The organism is Micromonospora sp. WMMD712 (assembly GCF_029581295.1).
In the GTDB taxonomy this organism is placed as follows: Bacteria; Actinomycetota; Actinomycetes; order Mycobacteriales; family Micromonosporaceae; genus Micromonospora; species Micromonospora carbonacea.
Map to the genome: position 1 here is coordinate 2,591,241 of NZ_CP120743.1, position 23,165 is coordinate 2,614,405.

Sequence of the window (23,165 nt, forward strand, 5' to 3'; positions counted from 1 at the left end):
CGGAGCTACAGCCCCGACTCGTTGGTGCGGACCATGATGCGGCGGCACTCCTCGCAGCGCACCACGTCGTCCGGCGCGGCCCTGCGGATGCGGGCCATGTCCGCGCCGTAGAGCTCCAGCCGGCAGCCGCCGCAGCGCCCGCCGGTGAGCAGGGCCGCGCCGAGCCCCGTGTCGGCGCGGATCTTGTCGTAGAGGGTGACCAGGTCCGCCGGGAGGTCACCGGCGAGGGGCTGGCGGGACTGCCGCTTGAACTCCTCCTCCTTGGCGATCTCGGCGAGGGCGTCGTCGCGCCGCTGCTCGGCCGCCGCCCGCCGCTCGCGCGCCTCGGCCGCCCGCCGTTCGATCCCGTCGAGTACGCCCTGGGCGGTCTCCCGCTGCTCCATCAGCTCCAGCTCGGCGTCCTCCAGGTCGCTCTGCCGGCGGTTGAGCGAGACCAGCTCGTGCTGGAGCGCCTCCAGCTCCCGGGCCGGGCCGCTGCCGGCGGCCAGCCGCGCCTCGTCCTTGCTCTTGCGGGCCCGGACCTGGTCGACGTCCTTCTCGATGCGGGCGATGTCGCGGTCCAGGTCGTCGACGGCGACCTGGGCGCGGACCCGCTCGTCCTCCAGCGCGGACAGCTCCCGGGCGAGGGCCTCCAGCTCGGCCAGCTCGGGCAGGGTGCGGCGGCGGTGGGCGAGCTGGGCGAGGGTGGTGTCGATCGCCTGGAGGTCGAGCAGGCGGCGCTGGACCTTCGGGTCAGCCTTCACGTCGGGGCTCCTTGTCGTCCGCGGCGGGGGCGGGGTCGGCGGCGGGTCCCGGGGCGGCGCCGCCGGGCACGGTGCGGGTGGCTGCCGGGCCGGCAGCCGTGGGGGCGGCGGCGTGCACCGTCCACGGGTCGGTGTCCAGGTCGGACACGACGGTCTCGACGCCCAGCTCGGCCCGCAGGGCGGCGGCCAGGTCGTCGAGCCAGGGTCGCTCGGTCGCCCAGTGGGCGGCGTCCAGCAGGGCGGGGCCGCCGGCGGCGAGGTGCTCGCCGGCGGGGTGGTGGCGCAGGTCGGAGGTCAGGTAGGCGTCGACGCCGGCCGCGGTCGCCGCGCCGAGGAACGCGTCCCCCGAGCCGCCGCTGACCGCGAGGGTACGAACCATACGCCCGGGATCGCCGGCGGCGCGAACGCCCCAGGCGGTGACGGGGAGCACGGCGGCGGCGTGCCGGGTCAGCTCGGCGAGGGTCATGGGCCGGGGCAGCTCGCCGATGCGGCCGATGCCCCGCCCCGCGCCGGCGGCCGGGGAGCCGGGGGCCGGCGGGTGCAGCGGGCGCAGGCCGGTCAGCCCGAAGCGGGCCGCGAGGGAGTCGGAGACGCCCGGGTCGGCCACGTCGGCGTTGGTGTGCGCGACGTACAACGCCACGTCGGCCTTGATCAGGTCGTGGACGATGCGCCCCTTGAACGTCGTCGGGGCGACGGAGGAGACCCCGCGCAGCAGCAGCGGATGGTGGGCCACGATCATGTCGGCGCCGGCGGCGAGGGCCTCGGCGACCGTCTCGGGGACCACGTCGACCACGCAGGCCACCCGGCGCACCGGGGCGGTGGGCTCGCCGAGCACCAACCCCACCCGGTCCCACTCCTCGGCCCAGCTGGTCGGGTAGCGGCGCGCGAGCGCCGCCACCACGTCGGCCACGGTCGTCGGCGGCGGCGGTGTCCCGGTTGTGCTCACGGCGGGCCAGCTTACCGGCGTCGGCCGCGCGTCACGGCCTCGGCGGTGGGCAGGGGCCCCTCGGCCGACGGAATCCGCTGACAAGGGGCCCCTGCTTCTCGGCCGGGCTCAGGCGGCCGGGCTCACCGGGCAGCGCAGGCCGCGCACGGCAGCCAGGACGGCGGCCCAGGGGAACGCGTGCAGGTGGTGCTCGCCGGTGCCGGGCGGGTGCAGCGGGACGACGTGGTCGCCGAAGACGACGTCGACCCCCCACTCGGCCAGCCGGGCCAGGCTGGCCCGGAAGGCCGGGTGCCCGGCCATCGCGACGTTGGTGAACGGCACCGCCACGATCGGCACCCCCTTGCCCTGCCCCTCGACCAGCAGGCCGAGGGCGAGGGTGTCGGTGATCCCGGCCGCCCACTTGTTGACCGTGTTGGACGTCGCCGGGCAGACGACCATCGCGTCGGCCGGGGGCAGCACGTCCGGGTCGCCCGGGTCCTTGTAGCGGCTGCGGACCGGATGACCGGTCTGGCGGGCCAGCGCCGGCCGGTCGACGAACTTCGCGCCGTCCGGCGTGGTGACCACGCACACGTCCCAGCCGTCCTGCTGGGCCAGTTCCACGAGCCGGCCGACATGGCTGGCCAGCGGCGACCCGCAGGCGATGACGTAGAGCACCTCGCGGCGCTCGCTGCTGCGGTGCGGATCGGTGATCCCGACCCCCGCCGCGCTCATACTCCCACTCCCATGTGCTCAGCCAACTCCGCGATCAGCGAAGGCGGCGCACCCCTTGTGCGACGCAGGACGTCCGACATCACCTCGTGGGCGATGGGACGGCAGCGGATCTCCGAGGGGGCGAGCCGGTCGCCGCGCAGCAGCATCTCCCCGGCGTTGGCCACGTCGCCGATCTGGGCGAAGCCCCGGGCCAGGTCGAGCAGGTGGTGGGCGCGGCGCTCGGGCAGCAGGGTGTTGAACGCCGGCTCGGCGATGCGCTGCTGGTGGACCTCCACCGCCCGCCCCCCGTCGCCCAGCTCCACGGCGGCGGCGGCCCGGTGCAGCTCCACGTTGGTCGGGCCGAACGACGTCCAGTAGTGGTTCTGGTCGCTGCCCAGCAGCAGGGCCGCCTCGTGGGCGCCGTTGATCAGGTCGTCGACGGTGGCGGAGTCGCCGAGCCGCGCGGCGGCCATCGCGCCCTGCAACAGCAGCAGCCCGTAGACGGAGAGCCGCCCCGGGTCGGTGTCGTTGCCCCCACCGGGGGCGAGCCGGTTGGCGATGGTGAGGTTGAGCTCCAGCGCGGGACGGGGGCGGCCCATCGCGACCATCGCGTTGCAGACCCGGGTGGTGGCGATGCCGGCCAGCAGCGGGTCGTCGGCTCGCTGGGCGACGGCCATCGACCGGTCGGCGGCCAACCAGGCGAGGTCGCACTCGCCGAGCTTGCGCAGCACCGAGGAGGCGATCTGGTAGACCTGGCCGAGCAGGTGCGCCGCCTCCCGGGAGTGGTCGCCGTCGTGGCCGGCGTCGGCGGCCTGGGCGTCGCGCAGCAGCTTCGGCAGCGCCCGGGTCAGCATCCCGTAGCGGCCGTACTGGTAGGTGAGCCAGGCGTGGTTGACCGCCTTGCGCATGTCCACCAGGGGCGGCGGGTAAGGGGCCGCGTCGAAGTAGGCGCTCATCGAGTCGTACCGCTCCAGGGCGGCCCGGATCTCCTGGACCTCGACCTGGTCGATGCAGTTGAGGGCGTCGGCCCGCCGCTCCGGGTCCTTGCCCAGCAGCAGCTGCACGTCGACTTCGAGGATGTAGGCGATCTCGTAGAGGACGGAGAACTTGTCGAGCCGGCGCACCCCGCGCTCGACCTTGTCCACCCAGCTCTTGGACTTGCCGAGCCGGTCGGCGAAGACCTGTTGGGACAGCTTGCGCCGCCCGCGCCAGTAGGCCACCCGCCGGCCAATGGGTAACTCGTCCATCTCCCCGTCCCTCCCCTGCCGGGGGCCGACCGGCCACCGGCGGCCGCCTGCGCGGGTGGCGCGGCAGTCCGTTCGTCCTCAGGTTTTCGCTGGTCGCACAGCCTGTACGTCGGCCGTACGGGTGACCCTCATAGCTTTCGTGCAACTTGCACCAACTGTTCCGTCAGGTCAACGACGGCGGTCTACGGCAGTGACGGCGCTCGACATGTGACCTGGCACCTAGGGATGCCCGGCGGAGGGAGTACGAACGAATGTGGGGGAACGTCGGCCCACGGGTCGCACAGCTGTCGCCGCTGGAACGGGTCCGGCTGCGGAGGGTCGCCGTCCGCTACGCCGCGCACGGCTGGGAGGTGACTCCCGGCGCGTGTCTGGCCCGCAGTCGCTTCGTGTGCGGCCGGGCCGGCTGCCCCACCGTCGGCTGCCACCCCGCCCTCCAGGAGTGGGAGCGGGCCGCCACGGCCGACCCGGCCCGGGTGGCGACCTGGTGGCGCAGCCGCCCGCACGGGGTGCTGCTGCCCACCGGGCGCGCCTTCGACGTCCTGGAGGTGCCGGCCCACCTCGGGCGGCACGTGCTCGACTCCGTCGGGACACACCCGGCCGGCCTCGGGGTCCGGGGGCCGGTGCTGGTCACCCCCACCGGGCGCTGGATGTTCCTGGTCCGCCCGGGCGACCCGCTCCGGCCCGAGCTGGAACACTGCTTCCACGTGGTCCGGCACGGCGTCGGCTCGTGGATCGCCGCCCCGCCGACCCGGCTGCCGGAGGGCCCGGTCCGCTGGGCGGTCGCCCCGGAGCAGGCGCGCTGGCAGCTTCCGGACTCCTACCTCATGCAGAACGTGCTGGTCGACGCCCTGCGGGCCACCGGCGTGGCGCTGCCGGCCGAACTGCTCCCCGGTCACCTGCCGCTGCCCCGGCGCGGCTGGTGAGGGCCACGGCCGGCAGGCGACCGCCGCAGCCCGCCGCCGACAGGCGACCGACGCGTGACGCCCTCGGTGGGCGGCGGACGCCACGCGCCCTCGACGGCCGGCCGACGCGTGACATCCTTGGTAGGCGACGGACGCCGCGCGCCCTCGGCGGGCGGCCCGGGACGGCCGCTGTCGGGGAGCGGACGCCGGGCGGGCAGCGTCCCGGCCGCCACGGGCGTCGTTGACCCGGGCGAGGGCGCGACAGCGCCCCGATCGGGGGTCTGATGTCCAGGGATGACGCGGCGCGCCGACCCGACGGGGCGGAACCGCCGCCGCACCACCGCCGGCCACGGCGCTGGCCGCCCACCCGTCCGCCGGGTTCGCGCCCGGGCCGCCCCCGCCCGCTGGGCTCCCACCCGGCCGGCACCCGCCGCCCCACCGCCTGACCACCCCCCGCCTGACCACCCCCCGCCCACCCCCGCCCCGCCCACCCCCGCCCGCGATCTTGCACTTCGGGCCCGGGCAAGCCGGGACGAAGGCCGCGAAACCGGGGCCGCAACTGCAAGATCGCGGGGGCATGGGCGGTCAGGGAGCCGTGGGGAGGGGCGGGAGGGACGGGAGGGTGGGGAGGGTCGGGAAGGGTGGGAAGGACGGGAGGGTGGGGAGGGTCGGGAGGCGGGGCGAGTGCAGGAGGCGGGCGTCGTCGGTGACGATCGCGTGCTCGTGGCCCGCCAGGCGGTCCAGCCAGCCGATGCCGGCCACGCCCATCGCCACCGCCGCCGTGGCGTACGCGTCGGCGACGCCGAGGTCCGCCCCGACCACGGTGACCGAGCGCAGCCCGGTGGCCGGGGCACCCCGACGCGGGTCGAGCACGTGGTGGCCGCGCTCGTACACCCCGGAGGTGGCGATCGCCAGGTCGGTGCCGGTGAGCACCAGGCACGTCGAGGTCTCGTCCCACGGGTGCCGCACGCCGATCCGCCACGGCCGGCCGCCCGCCGACAGTCCCCGCGCCCGCACGTCGCCGCCCGCGTTCACGCAGTGGTTCGGCGCGCCGGCGGCGAGCAGCCGGTCGGAGGCGACCTGCGCCGCCCAGCCCTTCACGTAGCCGGACGGGTCCAGCGCGCCGGTCGCGTACGCGTCGAAGAAGCCGTCGGTGTCGCCCCACAGGTCGGCGCAGCGGCCCAGGACGGCCCGCAGGTCCGGCGACGCCTCCGACAGCAGCACCTCGCCCCGGTCGAAGCGGCGCAGCTCGCTGTCGGCCCGGTAGGTGCTGAACCGGGCGTCGACCTCCCGCAGCCAGGCGAACGTCTCCTCGGCCAGCTCGTGCAGCCGCCCGGCGGGCAGGTCGTCGGCGAGGTCGAGGCTGATCGCCGTACCCATGATCTGCTCGACCCGGCGCAGGCCCGGCCGGGTCGGTGCCGCCGCCACCTCAGCGGGCCCGGTCGATGGCGGCCTGGAGCGACCGCCGGTAGGACTCGCTGGTGGCGGTCGCCCCGGAGACCGTGTCCACCTCGGCGCTCTGCCGCTGCACGACCTGCCCCGAGGGGCCGCTGTAGCGGCCGTCGACCTGCTCGCTGCGCCGGTCGGACTGCGCGGTCTCCTGCGGCAGCTCCAGGGCCACGGCGTCGACGATCCGGGTGCCGGAGACGACGATCTGCACCTGCACGTTGCCGTACTCGTTCTCGACGACCGGCCCGGTGACCCGGCGGGTCGTCGCGCGCGGCGCGGCGGTGGTGGCGCGCGGGGCCGAGGTGGACCGGGCCGTGGTGGCGCGGGCCGACGGGGTGCGGGTGGTGGCGCGGGCGCGGGGCTTCGCGCCGAGGGTGGCGGTGCCGGCCGGCGGGGTGGCCCCGCCCGACGGGGCGGCGACGGCCGGCGGCTCGTGGGCGGCCTGGCCGACGCCCGGGGAACCCTTGAGCACCACCAGGGCGGTGGTGCCGGCGGCGAGGCCGGTGATCGCGAGGAGCGCGCGACGCATGGCGGGGGACCTCTCGGCGAAGGACTACAGCTCGAAGGTGGCGCGGTGGACCTGGCGGCGGGGCACGCCGGCCGCCCGCAGCGCGCGGACCGCCTGCGCGACCAGGCCGGGCGGCCCGCACAGGTAGACGTCGCGGCGGGCCACGTCGGGCACCAGCTCGCGCAGCCCCTGGGCGCTGAGCACCTGCCGGGGGCCGGGGTCGTCGCGGGAGCCGACGACGTACCAGACGTCGGTGCCGCGTTCCTGGGCGAGCCAGTCCAGCTCCCGCTGGAGCAGCACGTCGTCGGGGGTGCGGGCCCGGTAGATCAGGGCCGCGCCCGGCGGCAGCTCCTCCAGCATGGCCCGCAGCGGGGCGATGCCGCTGCCGCCGGCGATCAGCAGGGCCCGCTCCCGGCGGCGGTGGGCGGCGGTGAAGGTGCCCGCCGGGCCCTGCGCCCACACCCGGGTGCCCTGCGCCAGCTCGCGCAGGTCGGCGGTGTGCGCGCCGACCACCTTGACGGTCAGCCGCAGCCAGCGGCCGTTCGCGGCGGCGGAGACGGAGAACGGGTGCGACTGCCACCAGCAGCCCGGCGCGAGGAACCGCCAGCGCAGGAACTGCCCGCCGAGCAGGTCGAGCCGGTGCAGCCGCCGGCCCGTCAGGTAGATCGACACCGTGTCGCGGCTCTCCGCGACGACGTCGGCCACCCGCAGCCGGTGCCGCAGGTTGAATCGCAGCGGGGCGACCACCCGGCCCCCGATCAGGGCGGCGGCCACCAGCGCGTACGCGGCGATCCAGCCGGTGCGCACCGGCCCGGGCGGAAAGAGCTGCGCGCCGTTGCTGAACTGGTGGCCGAACCCGAGCACGACGGCGAGGTAGCTGGCCAGGTGCAGGTGGTACCACAGCTCGTAGGGCAGCGCCCGGCGCAGCGCGCGGACCCCGGTGAGGCCGAGCAGCACCAGGATGCCGGCCGCGGCGAACGCGCCCACCATGTCCTCGTAGTCGGCCAGCAGCTCGCCGGCCTGGCCGGGCACCGACCGGCCGCCCTCGGCGGCGTAGCCGACCACGATCAGCGACAGGTGGGCCAGCACCGTGACCAGCAGGGTCGCGCCGACGTCCCGGTGCCAGCGGGAGATCCGTTCCGGGCCGGCCGACCGCTCGAACACGCCGAGGCGGGTCGTCATCAGCACCTGCACCAGCAGCAGGTAGCCGGCCACGAGGCCGGTGATCCGGCCGGCGGCGGTCAGCGCGGCGGCGGTGGTGTCCAGGGAGCCGGCGGGGGTGTCCAGCCACCACGGCAGCACGGCGGCGACCAGGCCCGCCCAGAACAGGCCCACCAGCGCCCGCCGGCCGCCGGGCCCGCGCCGGGGCACCGCAGCCGGGGGTACGGGCGCAGCCGACCGGCCGCCGTGCGGGGCGGGGTTGCCCGTACGGCGGCCGGCGGTGTGGGTCTGCGGGTGGGTCACGCGTACAGCTTCATGGGGCTGAACTTCTGCCGGGGGAAGATCTTGTCGACCTCGGCGGTGGTGAGACCGAACCGGCCCTGCGCCACGGAGCCGTACACGTCGAACATGTTGTTGTACTCGGGCACGTCGCCGGAGTCGAGGTCGCTCAGGCCGTTCCACGCGCCCAGCAGCGAGCCGGCGAGCTTGCGGCCGGACAGGACGGTGACCACGCCGCCGTGCCCGTGGTCGGTGCCGCCGCCGTTGGAGGCGACCCGGCGGCCGAACTCGCTGGACACCATGACCGTGACGTCGGCGGCGGCGTCGCCGAGGTCGGTGAAGAACGCGGCCAGCGCGGCGGCCAGCTCGCCGAGGCGGCGGTGGAGCTGCCCGCCGGGGCGGGTGCCCTGGTTCTCGTGGGTGTCGTAGCCGCCCATCCCGACGGTGGCGACCCGGACGTTGGCCCCGCCCTTGATGAGCTGGGCGAGCTGCCCGAACGCGTAGCCGACGCCCTCGTACTTCACGCCCTCGGCCGGCTGGTAGGGCTTCGCCGCGAGCTGCTGCGCGGTGGCCAGCGCGCCGAGGCCGTCCTGCACCGCCTCCTGGACGGGGTGGTTGATCCCGGTGAACAGGCCCCGGATCGCCTTCTCGGTGGCCGCCCGGTACTTCTCGTCGCCGTTGAGCCGCAGCGAGCCGACGCTGTTGATGGCCAGCGCGCCGTTGGTGCCGACCAGCGACCGGGGCAGGGTGCTGCCGATGCCGACGCTGCGGAACGCGGTGCCCTTGCCGAGGTTGTCGACGAGGCTGTCCAGCCAGCCCCGGCCGCCCGTCTCGTTGGGCAGCCCGCCGAGGTTGCAGGCGTCGGCGGCCTGGAAGTGGCTGCGGGACAGCCGCTCGTCGGAGACCGCCGGCACGAAGCCGAGCTGCCCGGCCTTGAGCCACTTCTCCAGCGGGGCGAACGCGCTGGTCAGCTTGAAGCCGCGGCCCAGGGCCAGGGAGTCGTCGCCGAGCAGCAGGTCGGGTCGGGCCTTGGCGAGCACCGGGTCGTCGGCCGGGGCGACCAGGCTCAGCCCGTCCAGCCCGCCGTAGAGGAAGACGTGGATCAGGGTGCCGGTCTTCGTCGCCGCGAACGAGGCGGAGGTGGTGACGAACTGGGCGGTGGCCAGGGCGGTCGCGGTGGCGGCGGCCCCGGCGACGAAGGTGCGTCGGGTGACGCCCCGGCCGTCCTGCTGGGCCTCCTCCAGCGCCTCCAGCCGGCGGTAGCGGTCGGCCTCGGCGGCGTTCTCGGCGGCGACGATGTCGGCCTCGGCCCGCAGCAGCGCCTCGGCCGGGTCGTCGGCCAGGCGGCGCACGTCGGGGCATTCGGGGTGCAGGGGGAACGGGTGCACGGTCTTCTCCATCGGGTGCCTCGTCGGCTTCTCCATCGGGTGCCTCACCGCAGGTGGTGCTGGGGGGACGCGAGGATCGCCCGCGCGACGGCGGCGACGGCCCCGTCGAACGTGGCGTCGACCCGGGTGCCCGCCGAGACGCCGGCCACGTCGAGGATCAGCTCCCGTTCCCGGGCGCTGAGCTTCTGGTGCACGAGGCGCTGGGCCAGCGCGTCCACGTACGCCCCGGCGGTGGCCGGCGGCTTCGCGACCAGCTTCTCCGGCGGGGTGTAGGTGAACTGGGTGCGCCGGCCGCCGAGCAGCTCGCCGGCCTCGTTCCAGCCGTTGACCATGGTGCCGGCGGAGGTCCAGGCGACGTAGACGTCGGGGTAGCCGTCCGGGGTGGGCTGGCCCATCGGATACTGGCCCAGCTCGCGCATCTTGTCCTGGACCTGCCGCAGCCCCTGCGCGAACGCGGTGCGCCGGTTGTCGCCCTGCTGGAAGGCCGGCGACGCCTGCGGGGACACGCCGAGGCTGCGGTACGTGGCGACGAGGTACTCCAGCGGGCGGCGCACCTTCTGGCCGACCGACGCCCAGAACTCCGAGGAGCTGAACAGCGTCATCAGCATCGGCTTGATCATGCCCTTGTTCGCCGCGTACGTCCTGGCGAGCCGGTCCACGAGGGACTTCGGCGGGGTGTCCGAGACGAACCGGGTGGCGAGGCTCTGCGCCACGTACTTCGCGGTCGACGGGTGCAGCGCGATGTACGCGATGTACGCGTCGATGGCCGCGTCGGCCTTCTTCGGGTCGTCGGAGTCGTTGGCGTGGCTGAAGCCGAGGATCTTCACCTTGCCCAGGTAGTGCCGCTCGGGGCGGAACACGTACTGCCCGTCGTTGACGCCCCGGCCGGTCTGGAGCAGGGCGGCCTGCCGCACGTCCTTCTCGGTGTAGCCGCCGTCGACGCCGACGGAGTACAGCTCCAGGTTCTCCCGGGCCAGGTTCTCGTTGACCGCGTCGGCGCGCGAGTCGTTCTGGTTGAGGTAGAGCAGCAGCGCGGGGTGCCTGTTCGCGGCGACCAGCATCTCCGGGTAGCTGCCCAGCGCGTGCTTGCGCACGACGTCGGTGTCGAAGGACGCCCGGTAGATCTCGCCGCCGTCGAAGTCGGCGGCGACGTGCAGGAAGTCGTTCCAGAAGTCGACCATCACCTCGAGGAGCTGGCGCTCCGACCAGATCTGCCGGGCGATGGTGGCGTCGACCAGCTCGCGTTCCGGCTGCGCGCCCCGCTCGTTGAGCGCGTCGCGCTGGTCGCGCAGCTGCTGCGGGCTGAGCTTGAGGGTGGGCAGCTCGGACAGCTTCAGCTCGGCGGCGCTGGGCGCGATCTTCTCGGGTTCGAGCTGCTGGCGGACCCACGCGTCGATGCCCATCCGCTTGATGTCGGCGAGCAGCTTCGGGGTGGCGCCGAAGGTGGCCCGGCTGGCCAGGTGCCGCACCGGGTCCTTGGCGAGCACCGTCTTGACCGTCACCTCGGTCGCCTCGGCGGCGGCGGCCGGGCCGGAGAAGGTGCGGCCACCGGTGGGCGTGTTCCGCTTCAGCGCCGCGCCGGCCCGGGAGCCCATGTAGCTCTCGTTCTGCTCCGTGTAGGTGCGCACGGTGCTGGGCTGCTGGCCGCCGGGGCGCACGGAGCTGCCGTCGGTGACGGTGGTGCCGGTGGCGTCGCCGATCGGGGCGTCGCCGAGGTCGAGCAGGCCGCGTACCTGCGGGGTCATCGCCAGGGCCGCGCCGCCGGCCACCACGGCGGCGGTGCCGCCGAGCGCGGCGAGGGCGCGGCGGCGGCCCACCCGTCGGCCGGGGTCGCCGTCGTCGTCCAGGTTGGGCAGTCCGGGGCCGTCGGGGCGCGCGGGCCCGCCGAGGCCGTCGGGGCCCACCCAGCGCGGGCCCCGGCGGGCCGCGTCGTGGTCCGCCGCGGCGACCGTCGGGTACGCGGGCTGCGGGCGGCCGGGGTACGGGGCCTGGTGGTACGGGAGCTGGCCCGGCTGGTGGCCGGTGGGTCCGTAGGCGGTGGATGGTCCGTGCTCGCGGTAGGCGTCCGGGCTGGGGTGCTGTCGCCCGTCCCAGGCGCGGTCGTCCCGCGGTCGGCGCGGTGGCACGTTCTGGTCGGCCATGTACCAATCCCGTTTTCGTCAAGCGCCGGAGGCCCAGCCCGGGGGTGGGGCGGGTGCGGCGACTGTTGCCCAAGGAGTTCCCAGGAAGTTAACGACGGGGGGAGACGGCTTCAAGACGCTGCGGAAGGGCCGCGGAGGGCACTTAAGACGGCGCTCAACGCCGACGCCGGGCCATCCGGTCCGGGCCCTGCCGCCGCCGGCGTCCCCAGCAGGGCGGAAGCGAACCCGCCGGCCCTGGCCGCGACATTTCGGCCCGGCCGGCCGGCCGGCCACGCCGTTGCTTGCCACAGGGAAACTTAAGTCGGGGATAAGCGGGCGCTCAGGTGCCGCGCGGGCCGGCGGCGCACCCGCTCCGCCGAAAGTAGCAGCAGCAGGAGCGCGTGAGCCGCCACCACAGCGGGTATGCCGCCGAACCGCTGAACGCGTGAGGGGAAGGCACCGCCATGCTCAGCAAAGAGGATCAGCGCAGGTTCGAACAGATCACCCGTCAGCTCCGGGAGAGCGACCCGGAGTTCTTCGCCCGCCTGGACCATCGGGCCCGGGCCCGTCGCGGCCGGTACCTGATGCTGTTGACCGTCGTGCTGTGGGCCTCGCTGCCGGCGGCGACCGTCCTGGCCGGCCGACCGGCCGGGGCGATCTTCGCGGCGGTGCTGCTGGCCAACGCCGCCGTCATGTGGCGGTTCCGCCGCCGCTGGTGGTAGCCGCCCCCTCGTCGGCGGCCTCCGGGCGGTCGGCCTCCGGGCGGTCGGCCTCCGGGCGGAACCGGCCGAACTCCCGGTACGCCCGGCCCAGCCGTTCGGTCAGGCCGGGGCCGCCGAGCCCGGCCGCCGGTGCGCCGAGCTGCCGCAGCAGCAGGTCCGGCGCGGCCGCCAGACTCGGCGGCCGGTCCGGCAGCGGCACCGGCGCGACCCAGAACCGGTCGACCGCGTCGGCGAGCGGCGCGGCGGGCAGCGGGGCGAGCGCCCGCGCGGCGCCGACGGCCGGCACGGCCCGACCGTCGCCCGTGGACGGCGCGCCCTGGTCGCCGGGCGTGCGCGCCGCGTCCCGGCCGTCCCCGGTGGACGCCGGCGCGGCGGTCCCGCCGCTGCCGTCGTCCCGCCCCGGGTCGGAGTCGTCCCGTCCTGGGCCGGCGGCGGCGCGCAGGGCCCGCAGCCGGTCCAACAGGTCGGCGCGGCGGCGGCCCCGCCAGTGCAGCAGCTCGAACGGGTCCGCGTCGAACGCCTCCGCGAGCAGGTAGAACGTCGCGGCCAGGTGCTTGCACGGCACCGCGTGGTCGGGGCAGGAGCAGTGCTGGTCCAGCTCGTCGACGCCGGCCGGGAACAGGGGCGCGCCGGTGGCCGCGAACACCTCCTCCAGCTCGGCCGGCAGGTCGCCGGCGAGCAGCCGGGCGCTGAAGAACGCCTGCGCCGCGAGCGCCGCCTCCAGCCGTTCCCACCGCGCCGCCGGGAACGGCTCCACCGCGATCCGCACCTGGTAGGGCCGGGGACGCGAGCCCTGCACCCGGGCGGTCACCACGCCGGGGGCGACGTGGAGGTCGAGCACCTGGCCCGCCCGCGCGTACGACCGGCCCCGGGTGAGCCGGGTGCCCAGCGCGAACGACTCCAGCACCTCCAGGAACCGGCGCGACCACCAGGACCGGCCGATCGCGCCCCGGGTGCTGCGGGCGCGCAGCCCGCCCTCGACGCGGCGGGGCCTGCCGTAGTCGGCGAACGGGCCGGTCACTCGACCACCGCCCCGGACTCCAGGGCGAACAGCTCGCGCAGCCGCTCGGTGGACAGCTCGGTGACCCACTGCTCGCCGGTGCCCACCACGGACGCGGCGAGGCTCCGCTTCTCGGCGATCATCGCGGCGACCTTCTCCTCCACGGTGCCGGCGCAGACGAACTTGCGGACCTGCACCCGCCGCCGCTGGCCGATGCGGAACGCCCGGTCGGTGGCCTGGTCCTCCACCGCCGGGTTCCACCACCGGTCGACGTGCACGACGTGGTTGGCGGCGGTGAGGGTGAGCCCGGTGCCGCCGGCCTTGAGGGAGAGCACGAACAGCGGCGGCCCCGCGTCGGACTGGAACCGGGTCACCAGCGCGTCCCGGTCGGCCTTGCCGACCCCGCCGTGCAGGAAGAGCACCTCGCGGCCGAACCGGGCCGACAGGTGCCCGCGCAGCATCCCGCCGAACTCGGCGTACTGGGTGAACAGCAGGGCCTTCTCCCCCGCCGCGAGCACCTCGTCGAGGATCTCCTCCAGCCGGGCCAGCTTGCCGGAGCGGCCGGGCAGGGCGGAGCCGTCGTGCAGGAGCTGGGCGGGATGGTTGCAGACCTGCTTGAGCCGGGTCATCGCCGCCAGCACCAGGCCGCGCCGCTCGATGCCGTCGGTGGACTCGATGCGGGCCAGCATGTCGTCCACCACCGCCCGGTAGAGCGCCGCCTGCTCGGCGGTGAGGTTGCACAGCACCTCCATCTCCAGCTTCTCGGGCAGGTCGGAGATGATGGCGGAGTCGGTCTTGAGCCGACGCAGCACGAACGGGCCGGTCATCCGGCGCAGCCGCTCGGCGGCGTCGGCGTCGCCGTGCCGCTCGATCGGTTCGGCGTACGCCTTGCGGAAGCTGGCGGCCGGGCCGAGCAGGCCGGGGTTGGCGAACTGCATGATGGACCACAGGTCGGCGAGCCGGTTCTCCACCGGCGTGCCGGTGACCGCGATCCGGTGCCGGGCCGGCAGCGCCCGCACGGCCTCCGCCTGCCGGGTCGAGGCGTTCTTGATCGCCTGGGCCTCGTCGACGACGACCCGGTGCCAGTCGATGCCGGCGAGGTCGACCGCGTCGCGGGCGGCCACCGAGTAGGTGGTGAGGACCAGGTCCGCCGCGTGCACGGCCGCGGCGAAGTCGTCGCCCCGCGCCCGCTCGGCACCGTGGTGCACGTGTACGCGCAGCTTCGGGGTGAACCGGGCGGCCTCCCGCTGCCAGTTGCCGACCAGCGACATCGGACAGACCAGCAGGGTCGGGCCGGCGTCCGGCGGGTCCCCGGCGAGCAACGCGAGCAGCTGCACCGTCTTGCCCAGCCCCATGTCGTCGGCGAGCACCCCGCCCAGGCCGAGCGACTGGAGGAACGCCAGCCAGGCCAGCCCGCGCCGCTGGTACGGCCGCAGCGTCCCGGCGAAGGTCGGCGGCGGGTCCAGCGGGACGAGGCGGCGCTCGGCCTGCCCGGCGAGCAGGTCGCCCAGCGCGCCGTCGGCGACGACCTCCAGCACCGGCAGCGTGTCGGCGGAGTCGGCCTCGGCCAGCCCGAGCCGCAGCAGGTCGGCCACCGTCAGTTCGCCCGCCGAACGCAGCAGCCGCAGCCCGGCGGCCAGCCGCCCCGGGTCCAGCTCGACCCAGCGCCCGCGCAGCCGCACCAGCGGGGTCTTCAGCTCCGCCAGCGCGGCCAGTTCCGCGGCGGAGATCGGCTCGTCGCCGAGGGACACCTCCCACCGGTAGTCGACCAGGGCGTCCAGGCCGAACCCGCCGTCGGCGGCGGCGACCGTGCCGGGGGCGGTACGGCTGCGCGCCTGCAACCGCGCGCCCAGCCGCGCCGACGGCCGCCGCCACCACCCGGGCAGCAGCACCCCGAACCCGGCGGCGTGCAGCACCGGCGCGCCCTCGCGCAGGAACCGGTGCGCGCCCTCGACGTCCAGCTCCAGCGCCTCCGGCGTCGCCGTACGCAGGGCGGTGTCCAGCTCGGGCCAGAGCCGGCTGGCCCGGCCCAGCTCCGCGAGCAGGGTCTCCTGTGGCGAGTCGAGCCGGCCGGCGAGGCCGGGCGGGGTGCGCGGGGACCGCCAGACGTCCCCGGCGTCCACGACCAGTCCCGGCTCGTCGGCGGCCTGGAGCCCGAACTCCACCCGCCAGCGCCCGGCGTCGGAGCCGGTCTCCGCGCCGCCGCCCGGACCACCGGCGTCGTCGCCGGCGGTGGCAGCGGTGGCCGTGGCAGCGGTGGCAGCGGTGGTGACGACGGGGGTGGCGGTGGCAGCGGTCGGGTCCAGCGCGGCGGCCAGGGCGTCGGCGACCGGGTCGACGGCCGGCTCCACCAGGCGGAAGCTGGCCCGGACCGCGCCGCCGGCCGCGTCCCGCTGCCAGTCGTCCAGCTCGGCGGCGAGCGCGTCGAGGGCGGCCCGCTCGGCGGTGAACCCGCCGTCCGGCGCGGTGAGCGCCGCCAGCCAGGCCGGCACCGCGCCGCTCCGGCGGCCGCCCTGGGTCAGCACGGTCCGGGTCAGCGCCGCCCGCGCGGCGGCGTCGGTGAGCGCGTCGAGGGCGTCGGCGACCAGTTCCCCGGCCGGCACGTCGGCGGCAGCGGCCCGCCCGGCCGGGGGCAGGGCGAGGGCGAGCGACCGGGCCCAGGCGGCGTCGGCGCCGGTGAGCAGGGGCCGCCACACCGCCCGCGCCCCCGCCGCGCCGGCGCGACCCGGGCGGGCGGCACGCACCCCGCCCGCCCCGGTCCCGGTGCGCCCGGCGGCCCGACCGGCGAGCCGCGCCGCACCGGCGGTGCGCGGCGCGGCGGAGACACCGTCGAGTGGACGGAAGGCGGTCGGTCGGGGCTCGGGTGCTCCGGCCACGCCGGGCAGGACCCGGCCCCGGCGGACCAGGTCGACGGCGAACCCGGCCAGCTCCGCGAGGTGCCGCAGCGTCGCGCCGGGCACCCCGGCCCGGTCACCGGCAGCGCGCAGCAGCGCGAGCGCTTCCGCCGGGGCGTACCGGAGGGCGGGGGCGCGCCAGCCGGCGAGGGTGACCGGCCCCCGGCCCGGCTCGGCGACGGCCGGGCGGACCAGTTCCGGGGAGTCGGCCGGCGAGCCGGCCCGGGTGGGCAGGCGCAGCAGCACCGACCCGGTCTCGGCGGGAGCCGGGGCCTGGGGTCCCGTGCCCTGTGGCGGTGTGCTCGGCGACCCCGGGCGCTGCGGCCCGGCGCTCGCCGGGCGGGCCGAGGGGGTGCCGGTCTGCGGCCCGGCGCTCGCCAGGGCGGCGGCGAGGGCCGCGTGGTCGGCGGCGAACGGGTGGGGGCGCTCGCGGGGGGCCCGGCCCGGCCGGCGGGGCGCCTGCGGGGGCAGGGCGCTGTCCTCCGCCCAGACGACGAGCCCCGCGCCGGGCAGCCACGCCCCGTGGACGACCAGCACCGCTCCCCCTCCGCCGACGACCCCCGAGGATAGCCGGGCCCGACGGGGCCACCGGGGCACCGGGCCGGGGTGAACACCTGCCACCGGCCGTTCACCCGGGCCGCCGGTGGTCAGATCGCGCCGGTGGAGCCGTCGGTCAGCTCGCGCAGGATGTCGGCGTGCCCGGCGTGCCGGGCCGTCTCCTCGATCATGTGCGTCAGGATCCAGCGCAGGGAGACCTCGCCGAGCTGCGGCTGCGGCACCATGTGGTCGAGGTCGAAGCGCGCCGCGACCTCCCGGGACCGGGCGCACGCCCGCTCGTAGCCGGCCACCAGGGACTCGACGGTGTCGGACCCGTCGAGGGTGAAGCTGTCCGCCGCATCCGCCTCGCCGGTGACGTGGACGTCGCCCGGCCCGGGGGCGAGCAGGGCCGGGAACCAGTTCCGCTCCACCAGCGTCAGGTGCTTCACCAGGCCGGCGAGGGTGGTGCGGGAGGGCACCAGCCGGCGACGGGCGTCGGCGTCGGAGAGCCCGGCCACCTTGCGCAGCACGATGCCCCGGTGGAAGTCGAGGAAGGATTCGAGCACCGCGCGTTCGTCGCCGGTGCGCGCCAGCACGGGGCCGAGGGTCGGGTCGATCTTGATCTCCGCCATCTCCGCACCCTACGTGTCCGATTCTGGTCGTGCTGCCCCGCGCGACGGCCCCGCCCGGCGTAGATCTTGGTACGAAAGTGCCCCCATAGGGGCCGAAAATCACCAAGATCTCCGGGTGACGGCCCTACGGGGCGTCCGTGGCCGGGGCAGGATGGGCCCATGGCAGCAACGGCAGAGATCCCGCTGACGGGCGGCACCGCCGACGGGCAGACGGTCAGGGTGGAGCTGGACAGCAACGGCCGGCCGCCGCTGACCCACCACCACCTCGACGGGCACGGGCTGGCCGAGGCCGAGATCTACGAGTTGGAGTCGACCGTCGGCGGGGACCAGGGGTGGCTCTACCGCTGGCGGGGACCAGCCGTCTGACCGCCTACCGCCACCGCGGCGGTGGTGGGGTCAGGCCACCCCGACACGGGCCACGCCACCCCGACACGGGTCACGCCACCCCGGCGCGGGTCAGGCCGCCCGACACGGGTCAGGCCGCCCCGGCGCGGGTCAGGGTCCGCGAGCGCAGGCTCTCCAGCACCGCGCCCGTGACCTGGGAGGTGCCCCGGGCCTGCTCGCAGACCTCCGCCACCCGGCGGGCGGTCTCCGCGGCGCGCGCCTGCCGCTCGTCCCACAGGCGGTCGACCTCGGCAAGCAGCGGCCCCTCGACCTCGCGTTCCACGCCGCGCAGCGCGGGCACGCCGAGCCGCTGGGCGAGGTCGAAGACCTTCCCGGCGTACGGCAGGGGCAGGAACGGGGTGCCGACCATCGCCGAGAAGATCAGGAAGTGCAGTCGCATGCCGACGGCGAGGTCGAAGTGCCGCATCAGCCCCAGCACCTGCCGGGGCGAGTAGTCGCCGTGCAGGATGCGGCCCCGGTCGGCGGCCGTCATGTGCGACATCACGCCGTGCGAGTGCCGGATGTCGTCGCGTTCCATCGGCACGAAGAGCACGTGGGCGTCGATCCGGTGGATGAGGAAGTCGGCGATCTGGGCGATCAGCCGGTGGTAGCCGTCGACGTCGAGCCGCTCGGCGGCCCGGCCCGGCTCCCGCACGCTGAGCCCCACCAGCCGCTTGCCGTTCGGCACGCCCTCCTCGCGCAGCAGGTGCGCGGGGAACTCCTCCGGCTCCAGCAGGAACGCGGGGTCGGCGGTCACCGTGATCGGGTTGAGCAGCCCGGCCTCCTCCAGCACCATCCGGGACTCCTGGTCCCGCACGGTGACCTCGGTGGCGCCGGCCAGGGTCTCCCGCACCATCCCGGTGTCCACCCCGTCGCTGAGCGGCCCCACCCCGACCGCGTACGTGAGCAGGGGCAGCCCCCGCTCCTGGGCGACCCGCACGACCCGCAGGTAGCGGCGCGCCTCCCGGTCGTAGAGGATGCCGCCGCCGCCGAGGATCAGCAGGTCCAGCTCGGCCAGCACCTCGGCCGAGTCGACCCGGCTGACCCCCTCCCACGGCACCGCCTCGACATCGGGGTGTGCCTTGGCGGTGTGCGCCGGATTGCGGGAGAAGACGATGATCCGCGCGTCGGGCTCGTGTGAGCGCAGGTCGGCCAGCAGGCCGCTCAGGATCGCCTCGTCGCCGAGGTTACGACCGCCGTACGAGCCGAGCACGCCGATCGTCGGTGCGGTGCGGTCCCTCATTGGCCTCGCTCCTCCCCGCAGGATGCGCGTTCCGGGTGGGTTTCCCGCTGACCGCGGGGGCACACGTCCCGTTCCGCGAGGGGCCGGCGCGGGTCAGCGCGGCGGGAGCGGTCAGCCCGGCGGTGGCAGCGGCTTGACCATCTGCTGGGCGGCGACCCGGAAGCCGAGGCTGTCGTAGAGCCGGATCGCCACGGTGTTGTGCCCGAACACGTTCAGCCCGAGCCGGTCCACGCCGAGCCGGGCGAGTTCGGCCTCGGCGAGCCGGATCATCCGCCGCGCGTGCCCTCGCCCCCGGTGGGCGGGGTGCACCTCGATGTTGTGGATCCAGGCCATCGTCGGCCGGTCGGCGTCGGGCAGGGTGAGCCAGATCCAGCCGACCTCCTCGCCGTCGACCAGGGCAACCCGCAGCAGGACGCCCGGGCTGGCCACCCCGTCGGGCAGCAGCCGGCCGATCTGGGCCAGCGACTCGGCCCGGGCCGCCTCCGGAGACAGGCGCCGGGCCTCGGCGAGGTTCTCGGCGTACGACTGTTCGAGCCCGACCCGCAGGCGGGCGAGCTGGTCGTCGGTCATCGGGGCGAGGGTGAGCGACACGCGACTCCTTCGGGTTCCTCGGGACGGCCGGGGGCGCGCCGCCCGCCGCGCCCGGGCGGACCGCCGTCAGTCGCCGGCGGCCCCGGGTCGCGGGGCGGCGCCGCCGACGAGGCGGGACACCAGGGCGGAGACCACCTCGTCGACGTCGAAGCCGGCGTCGATCGACGTGGTGAGCAGGTCGAGCAGCAACCCGTCCACCGCATAGTGGAGCAGGGCGATCTCGAACGCGCCACCCGGTAATCCGGCGGCGGCGTGGAACGCGACGTCGTCGGCGTACCCCCGGCGGAGCACCTCGGCCAGGCCCCGGCCCAGCTCGGGGTGGCGGGCCGCCTCCAGCCGCAGCTCGACCAGCGCCCGGGTGACGTACGGCTCGCGGGTGGTGCGCTCGACGATGTAGCGGACGTAGTCGGTGGTGAGGTCGACCGAGGGCTCGCGGGCGGCGAGCCGGGCGAGGACGGCCTCGTCGGGGGCGTACCGCTCGAAGACCCGCTCGCCGAGCGCGCCGAGCAGCGCGTCGCGGGTGGGGAAGTAGTTGGAGGCGGTGCCGGTGGGCACGCCCGCCTCGGCGTCGACGGCGCGGTGGGTGAGGCCCCGCGCTCCGGCGGCGGCGAGCACGCGCAGCCCGGCGTCGGCGAGCAGGGCGCGTCGTTGGGGGTTCCGGGCCATGGTGCACACGGTAGCAACAACCACGACAGGTGTAGTACGTTCCAACCACGACAACAGTAGTGGTTGATGGGAGTCCCCTTGCGCAAGCTCGTGTACTACGTGGCCAGCACCCTCGACGGCTTCATCGCGGCCCCCGACGGGTCCTACGACTTCCTCCCCCTGGAGCCGGACGTGGCCGCCCACCTCACCGCCGGATGGCCGCAGACCTTCCCCACGTTCAGCCACCCGCAGCTCGGCATCGACCGGCCCACCGGCCGCTTCGACGCGGTGCTGATGGGGCGTGCCACCTACGACCCGGCGCTGCGCGTCGGCATCACCAGCCCGTACGCCCACCTGCGGCAGTACGTCTTCTCCCGGTCGCTGCCCCCGTCGGCCGGCACCGGGCCGGAGGTCGTCGCCGGCGACCCGGTGGCCTTCGTCCGCGAGCTGAAGGGGCGACCCGGGGGCGACATCTGGCTCTGCGGCGGCGGGGACCTCGCCGGGCAACTCCTGCCCGAAGTGGACGAGCTCGTCGTCAAGCTGCACCCGATCGTGGCCGGCAGCGGCATCCCGCTGGCCGCCCGGGGCTTCGCGGCGCACCGGTTCACGCTGACCGGCACGCGGTCGTTCGACAGCGGCCTGGTCCTCCTGCACTACGCCGCCGAGCCGGCCCCGTCGTCGGCGGCAGCCGGCGCGGCGGACCCGGCGGCATCGGAGCGGGCGGGCGTCACTGCGGAGGGCGCACCGGGGCGGTGAGAAACGGCAGCACGGCGGCGGGCAGCGCGGGCGAGTCGAGCATCTCGTAGTGGGTCAGGCCCGGCAGGACGGCCAGCCGCGACGCGGGGCGACCGCTGCCGTCCCAGCCGGCGTCCCGGTGGCCGCCGCCGAGCAGCCCGAAGAACTCCGCCACGTGGCCGGTCGGGACCGAGTCGGCGTCGGCGAAGACCAGCAGGGTCGGCTTCGCCAGGGCGGCGACCTGCGCCGACCAGTCGTAGCCGCGGCGCAGCAGCTCCCCCGTCTTCGCCCACAGCGCCGGCCAGTCCTGCGGGCGGGGGGCGACCCGGGCGTACAGCTCGTGCGGCGGGGTGCCCCGCATCCGCTCCCCCGTCGCCGCGTCCTGGGCCGCCATCGCGGCCAGCACCTCCGGATACCATCCCCCGCTGCGGCACGGCGCGGAGACCACCACGAGGCGGCGCACCAGCGCGGGATGCTGGATCGCCATCCGCAGCGCCACCCCGCCGCCCAGCGAGTAGCCCAGCACGTCGGCCTCGCCGAGGCCCAGGTGGCGGATCAGCGCGGCGACGTCGTCGGCCATCGTCTCGAACCGCAAAGGACGGTCCACGTCGGCGGTGCGGCCGTGCCCCTGGAGGTCCACCGTCACCACCCGCCGCCGGCCGGCGAACGCCGGCAGGATCGGGCCGAACGACTCCGCCGTGCCGTAACCCCCGTGCAGCAGCACCAGCGGGCGGCCCGAGCCGCGCACCTCGTGCCACAGCCGCAGGCCGTTGACCTCCGCGTAGCTCACCCCGGCCACCTCCGGCTCCGTCCGCCCCTCCCGCTCCCGGTCCGACCCCGGCGGTACGCCGGCCGGCCCGGAAAACTTCTCCGCGGTTTTCTGTTGGCGTCCCGGCCCCTCGTGTCTCCCACCGGTGTCAACGCGCCAACCCTCGGCCGGTCACCCGCCGCGCCGAGCTTTCCCGACAAGGGGTCAGACACATGCGAGAAGGATCGAACCGGAGCCGCTGGACGCGTCGCACGGCCGCCGTGGGCGGGGCGACGCTGAGCGCGCTCGTGCTCGGCCAGTTGGCCCTCACCGGGCCCGTGGCGGCGGTGCCCGGCCTGAGCCTCAAGACGACCACCGGCCCGAGCAACTCCGTCGCGAAGTCGCAGGCCGCCACCTGCCCGGCGGGCACCACCGTCATCGGGGGCGGCGGCGCGGTCACCGGCTCCGGCCTCGGGCAGGTCGGCATGGACATCATGCGTCCGCTGGTCGGCGGCGGCGCGTTCTCGGTGACCGGCCGCGAGGACGGCAACGGCGTCGCCGGCGACTGGTCGGTCACCGCCAGCGCGGTGTGCGCCCCGGCCCCCAGCGGCCTGGTCACCGTCTCCGGCAGCTCCGCGCCCAGCCTCGGCACGAGCAACTGGTTCGAGAAGTCCTGCCCCGCCGGCAAGCACGCCATCGGGGTCGGCGGCGCGGTCGTCGGGGCGTCGAACAGCGAGGTGATCCTGGAGGACCTGCGCATCCAGCAGAGCAGCGTCGTGGTCGCCGGCGCCGAGGACGACACCGGCTTCGCCGGCACCTGGTGGCTCGACGCCACCGCCATCTGCGCCGACCCGCTCCCCGGCGAGCAGCGCGTCGTCGACGACAGCGCCTACGGTTCCGCCTCCGTCCAGTCGGTGGTGGCCACCTGCCCGGCCGGCACGCGCGTGCACGGGGTGGGCGGCGAGATCGTCGGCGGCGAGGGCCAGGTGCGCCTGACCGAGATGCGGGCCACCTCCTCGACCACGGTGACCGTCCGGGCCATGGAGGACGAGAACGGGTTCAGCAGCAACTGGAAGGTGCGCGCGTACGCGGTCTGCGCGAACTGACCCGCCCGCGGCGGGCCGCCGGTCACCCCCGGCGGCCCGCGCCGTCGTGGCGGCGGGCAGGTAAACCGCTTGCCGTACGCCGTGGGCGCGGCACGATGACGGGTGGACCCGCCGTCCGACGGCGTCGTGACTTCGTCCACCAACCGGGGAGCAGCACAACATGACGGACAAGACGTACCAGGTCATCGTGCGCGGCAGGTTCGCGCCGCTCGACGCCGGGCAGCGGGCCGCGCTGCTCGCCCGGGCCGACGAGCACGACGTGTTCGCGGCGCGGTTCACCGAGGAGGGCACGGTGACCTACGAGCGTGCCCTCCTCGGGTTCACCTTCCGCTGCGTCGTCCGGGCCACGGCCGACGACGCCGAGGACGTGGTGACCGGCCGGGCGGAGGCCCTCGCCGCAGCCGCCGTCCGCGGGCTGGGCGCGGGCCACCGCGACCTCACGTCGGTGGCGACGGACCTCGACAGCATCAAGGTCCGCCAGCGGGGCCGCTGACC

Annotated in this window: 22 protein-coding genes; 6 read left to right on the forward strand and 16 right to left on the reverse strand. The window is 75.9% G+C overall.

Annotated elements, in window-relative coordinates:
- Window positions 1–5: 5 nt before the first annotated feature.
- The 4 genes from O7633_RS10835 to O7633_RS10850 all read right to left on the reverse strand — a co-directional run bounded on the left by O7633_RS10835 (window position 6) and on the right by O7633_RS10850 (window position 3,626).
- Entirely contained in the window at window positions 6–743 is a 738-nt protein-coding gene (locus O7633_RS10835; protein ID WP_074474726.1) for a C4-type zinc ribbon domain-containing protein, read from the reverse strand.
- Window positions 733–1,689: a Nif3-like dinuclear metal center hexameric protein gene (locus tag O7633_RS10840; RefSeq protein ID WP_282327641.1), complete on the reverse strand. Its 957-nt coding sequence runs from the start codon at window positions 1,687–1,689 to the stop codon at window positions 733–735. Before O7633_RS10840 ends, O7633_RS10835 begins: the two co-directional genes overlap by 11 nt.
- A 108-nt stretch (window positions 1,690–1,797) precedes the next feature.
- Window positions 1,798–2,400, reverse strand: coding sequence for a flavoprotein (locus O7633_RS10845; protein WP_278128454.1), 603 nt, complete (start codon window positions 2,398–2,400; stop codon window positions 1,798–1,800).
- Entirely contained in the window at window positions 2,397–3,626 is a 1,230-nt protein-coding gene (locus O7633_RS10850; protein ID WP_074474723.1) for a helix-turn-helix domain-containing protein, read from the reverse strand. Before O7633_RS10850 ends, O7633_RS10845 begins: the two co-directional genes overlap by 4 nt.
- Window positions 3,627–3,877: 251 nt before the next feature.
- Here O7633_RS10850 and O7633_RS10855 point away from each other — a divergent pair, with 251 nt between their 5' ends.
- Entirely contained in the window at window positions 3,878–4,549 is a 672-nt protein-coding gene (locus tag O7633_RS10855; RefSeq protein WP_074474722.1) for a bifunctional DNA primase/polymerase, read from the forward strand.
- 564 nt (window positions 4,550–5,113) lie between these two features.
- On the opposite strand, the gene O7633_RS10860 is transcribed toward O7633_RS10855, so the two are convergent.
- From O7633_RS10860 to O7633_RS10880, 5 genes are read right to left on the reverse strand one after another with little or no spacing between them, the layout of a single operon-like run.
- Entirely contained in the window at window positions 5,114–5,908 is a 795-nt protein-coding gene (locus tag O7633_RS10860; protein WP_282328520.1) for an FAD:protein FMN transferase, read from the reverse strand.
- A gap of 49 nt (window positions 5,909–5,957) precedes the next feature.
- Window positions 5,958–6,506, reverse strand: a complete 549-nt coding sequence (locus O7633_RS10865) for an FMN-binding protein (protein ID WP_282327643.1) — start codon at window positions 6,504–6,506, stop codon at window positions 5,958–5,960.
- Between the two features lie 24 nt (window positions 6,507–6,530).
- Window positions 6,531–7,949, reverse strand: a complete 1,419-nt coding sequence (locus O7633_RS10870; RefSeq protein ID WP_278128459.1) for a ferric reductase-like transmembrane domain-containing protein — start codon at window positions 7,947–7,949, stop codon at window positions 6,531–6,533.
- Window positions 7,946–9,325 (reverse strand): DUF1501 domain-containing protein, encoded by a 1,380-nt coding sequence (locus O7633_RS10875; protein WP_278128460.1) that lies wholly within the window; start codon window positions 9,323–9,325, stop codon window positions 7,946–7,948. Before O7633_RS10875 ends, O7633_RS10870 begins: the two co-directional genes overlap by 4 nt.
- Window positions 9,326–9,357: 32 nt before the next feature.
- Window positions 9,358–11,454, reverse strand: a complete 2,097-nt coding sequence (locus O7633_RS10880; protein WP_282327645.1) for a DUF1800 domain-containing protein — start codon at window positions 11,452–11,454, stop codon at window positions 9,358–9,360.
- A 443-nt stretch (window positions 11,455–11,897) separates the two neighbouring features.
- Here O7633_RS10880 and O7633_RS10885 point away from each other — a divergent pair, with 443 nt between their 5' ends.
- Window positions 11,898–12,155, forward strand: coding sequence for a DUF3040 domain-containing protein (locus tag O7633_RS10885; RefSeq protein WP_043967006.1), 258 nt, complete (start codon window positions 11,898–11,900; stop codon window positions 12,153–12,155).
- Here O7633_RS10885 and O7633_RS10890 read toward each other — a convergent pair.
- The 3 genes from O7633_RS10890 to O7633_RS10900 form a co-directional block, all read right to left on the reverse strand.
- Complete coding sequence (locus O7633_RS10890) at window positions 12,124–13,176, reverse strand: SWIM zinc finger family protein (protein ID WP_282327647.1); 1,053 nt, start codon at window positions 13,174–13,176, stop codon at window positions 12,124–12,126. The two genes, O7633_RS10885 and O7633_RS10890, sit on opposite strands and share 32 nt — an antisense overlap.
- On the reverse strand, window positions 13,173–16,586 hold the full coding sequence (locus O7633_RS10895; RefSeq protein ID WP_282327649.1) for a DEAD/DEAH box helicase: 3,414 nt from the start codon (window positions 16,584–16,586) through the stop codon (window positions 13,173–13,175). The genes O7633_RS10890 and O7633_RS10895 overlap by 4 nt, the downstream gene beginning before the upstream one ends.
- 110 nt (window positions 16,587–16,696) lie before the next feature.
- Entirely contained in the window at window positions 16,697–17,218 is a 522-nt protein-coding gene (locus tag O7633_RS10900) for a DinB family protein (protein WP_282327651.1), read from the reverse strand.
- A 159-nt stretch (window positions 17,219–17,377) separates the two neighbouring features.
- Here O7633_RS10900 and O7633_RS10905 point away from each other — a divergent pair, with 159 nt between their 5' ends.
- Window positions 17,378–17,584 carry a hypothetical protein gene (locus O7633_RS10905; protein WP_282327653.1) on the forward strand — a complete coding sequence of 69 codons (207 nt, stop codon included), beginning with the start codon at window positions 17,378–17,380 and terminating at the stop codon, window positions 17,582–17,584.
- Window positions 17,585–17,693: 109 nt separating this feature from the next.
- Here O7633_RS10905 and O7633_RS10910 read toward each other — a convergent pair whose 3' ends face one another.
- The 3 genes from O7633_RS10910 to O7633_RS10920 all read right to left on the reverse strand — a co-directional run bounded on the left by O7633_RS10910 (window position 17,694) and on the right by O7633_RS10920 (window position 20,102).
- On the reverse strand, window positions 17,694–18,845 hold the full coding sequence (locus tag O7633_RS10910; RefSeq protein ID WP_282327654.1) for a polysaccharide pyruvyl transferase family protein: 1,152 nt from the start codon (window positions 18,843–18,845) through the stop codon (window positions 17,694–17,696).
- A gap of 111 nt (window positions 18,846–18,956) precedes the next feature.
- Entirely contained in the window at window positions 18,957–19,436 is a 480-nt protein-coding gene (locus O7633_RS10915) for a GNAT family N-acetyltransferase (protein WP_282327655.1), read from the reverse strand.
- 66 nt (window positions 19,437–19,502) lie between these two features.
- Complete coding sequence (locus O7633_RS10920) at window positions 19,503–20,102, reverse strand: TetR/AcrR family transcriptional regulator (RefSeq protein WP_282327656.1); 600 nt, start codon at window positions 20,100–20,102, stop codon at window positions 19,503–19,505.
- A 66-nt stretch (window positions 20,103–20,168) separates the two neighbouring features.
- Between O7633_RS10920 and O7633_RS10925 the strand changes: the two genes are divergently transcribed.
- Window positions 20,169–20,837 (forward strand): dihydrofolate reductase family protein, encoded by a 669-nt coding sequence (locus O7633_RS10925; protein ID WP_278128475.1) that lies wholly within the window; start codon window positions 20,169–20,171, stop codon window positions 20,835–20,837.
- Here O7633_RS10925 and O7633_RS10930 read toward each other — a convergent pair.
- Complete coding sequence (locus O7633_RS10930) at window positions 20,809–21,606, reverse strand: alpha/beta hydrolase (protein ID WP_282327659.1); 798 nt, start codon at window positions 21,604–21,606, stop codon at window positions 20,809–20,811. The genes O7633_RS10925 and O7633_RS10930 overlap by 29 nt on opposite strands.
- Before the next feature lie 191 nt (window positions 21,607–21,797).
- Between O7633_RS10930 and O7633_RS10935 the strand changes: the two genes are divergently transcribed.
- Window positions 21,798–22,670 carry a hypothetical protein gene (locus tag O7633_RS10935; protein WP_282327660.1) on the forward strand — a complete coding sequence of 291 codons (873 nt, stop codon included), beginning with the start codon at window positions 21,798–21,800 and terminating at the stop codon, window positions 22,668–22,670.
- Window positions 22,671–22,830: 160 nt separating this feature from the next.
- Window positions 22,831–23,163: a DUF6204 family protein gene (locus O7633_RS10940; RefSeq protein WP_278128479.1), complete on the forward strand. Its 333-nt coding sequence runs from the start codon at window positions 22,831–22,833 to the stop codon at window positions 23,161–23,163.
- The last annotated feature ends 2 nt before the right edge of the window (window positions 23,164–23,165 follow it).

What these genes read in the sequence shown, in the direction of transcription:
- O7633_RS10910 (WP_282327654.1), bottom strand. Translation starts at nt 18,845, where the DNA reads ATGAGGGACCGCACCGCACCGACGATCGGCGTGCTCGGCTCGTACGGC.
- O7633_RS10925 (WP_278128475.1), top strand. Translation starts at nt 20,169, where the DNA reads ATGGGAGTCCCCTTGCGCAAGCTCGTGTACTACGTGGCCAGCACCCTC.
- O7633_RS10940 (WP_278128479.1), top strand. Translation starts at nt 22,831, where the DNA reads ATGACGGACAAGACGTACCAGGTCATCGTGCGCGGCAGGTTCGCGCCG.
- O7633_RS10875 (WP_278128460.1), bottom strand. Translation starts at nt 9,325, where the DNA reads ATGGAGAAGACCGTGCACCCGTTCCCCCTGCACCCCGAATGCCCCGAC.
- O7633_RS10845 (WP_278128454.1), bottom strand. Translation starts at nt 2,400, where the DNA reads ATGAGCGCGGCGGGGGTCGGGATCACCGATCCGCACCGCAGCAGCGAG.
- O7633_RS10905 (WP_282327653.1), top strand. Translation starts at nt 17,378, where the DNA reads ATGGCAGCAACGGCAGAGATCCCGCTGACGGGCGGCACCGCCGACGGG.
- O7633_RS10920 (WP_282327656.1), bottom strand. Translation starts at nt 20,102, where the DNA reads ATGGCCCGGAACCCCCAACGACGCGCCCTGCTCGCCGACGCCGGGCTG.
- O7633_RS10900 (WP_282327651.1), bottom strand. Translation starts at nt 17,218, where the DNA reads ATGGCGGAGATCAAGATCGACCCGACCCTCGGCCCCGTGCTGGCGCGC.
- O7633_RS10885 (WP_043967006.1), top strand. Translation starts at nt 11,898, where the DNA reads ATGCTCAGCAAAGAGGATCAGCGCAGGTTCGAACAGATCACCCGTCAG.
- O7633_RS10860 (WP_282328520.1), bottom strand. Translation starts at nt 5,908, where the DNA reads ATGGGTACGGCGATCAGCCTCGACCTCGCCGACGACCTGCCCGCCGGG.
- O7633_RS10865 (WP_282327643.1), bottom strand. Translation starts at nt 6,506, where the DNA reads ATGCGTCGCGCGCTCCTCGCGATCACCGGCCTCGCCGCCGGCACCACC.
- O7633_RS10855 (WP_074474722.1), top strand. Translation starts at nt 3,878, where the DNA reads ATGTGGGGGAACGTCGGCCCACGGGTCGCACAGCTGTCGCCGCTGGAA.
- O7633_RS10880 (WP_282327645.1), bottom strand. Translation starts at nt 11,454, where the DNA reads ATGGCCGACCAGAACGTGCCACCGCGCCGACCGCGGGACGACCGCGCC.
- O7633_RS10850 (WP_074474723.1), bottom strand. Translation starts at nt 3,626, where the DNA reads ATGGACGAGTTACCCATTGGCCGGCGGGTGGCCTACTGGCGCGGGCGG.
- O7633_RS10935 (WP_282327660.1), top strand. Translation starts at nt 21,798, where the DNA reads ATGCGAGAAGGATCGAACCGGAGCCGCTGGACGCGTCGCACGGCCGCC.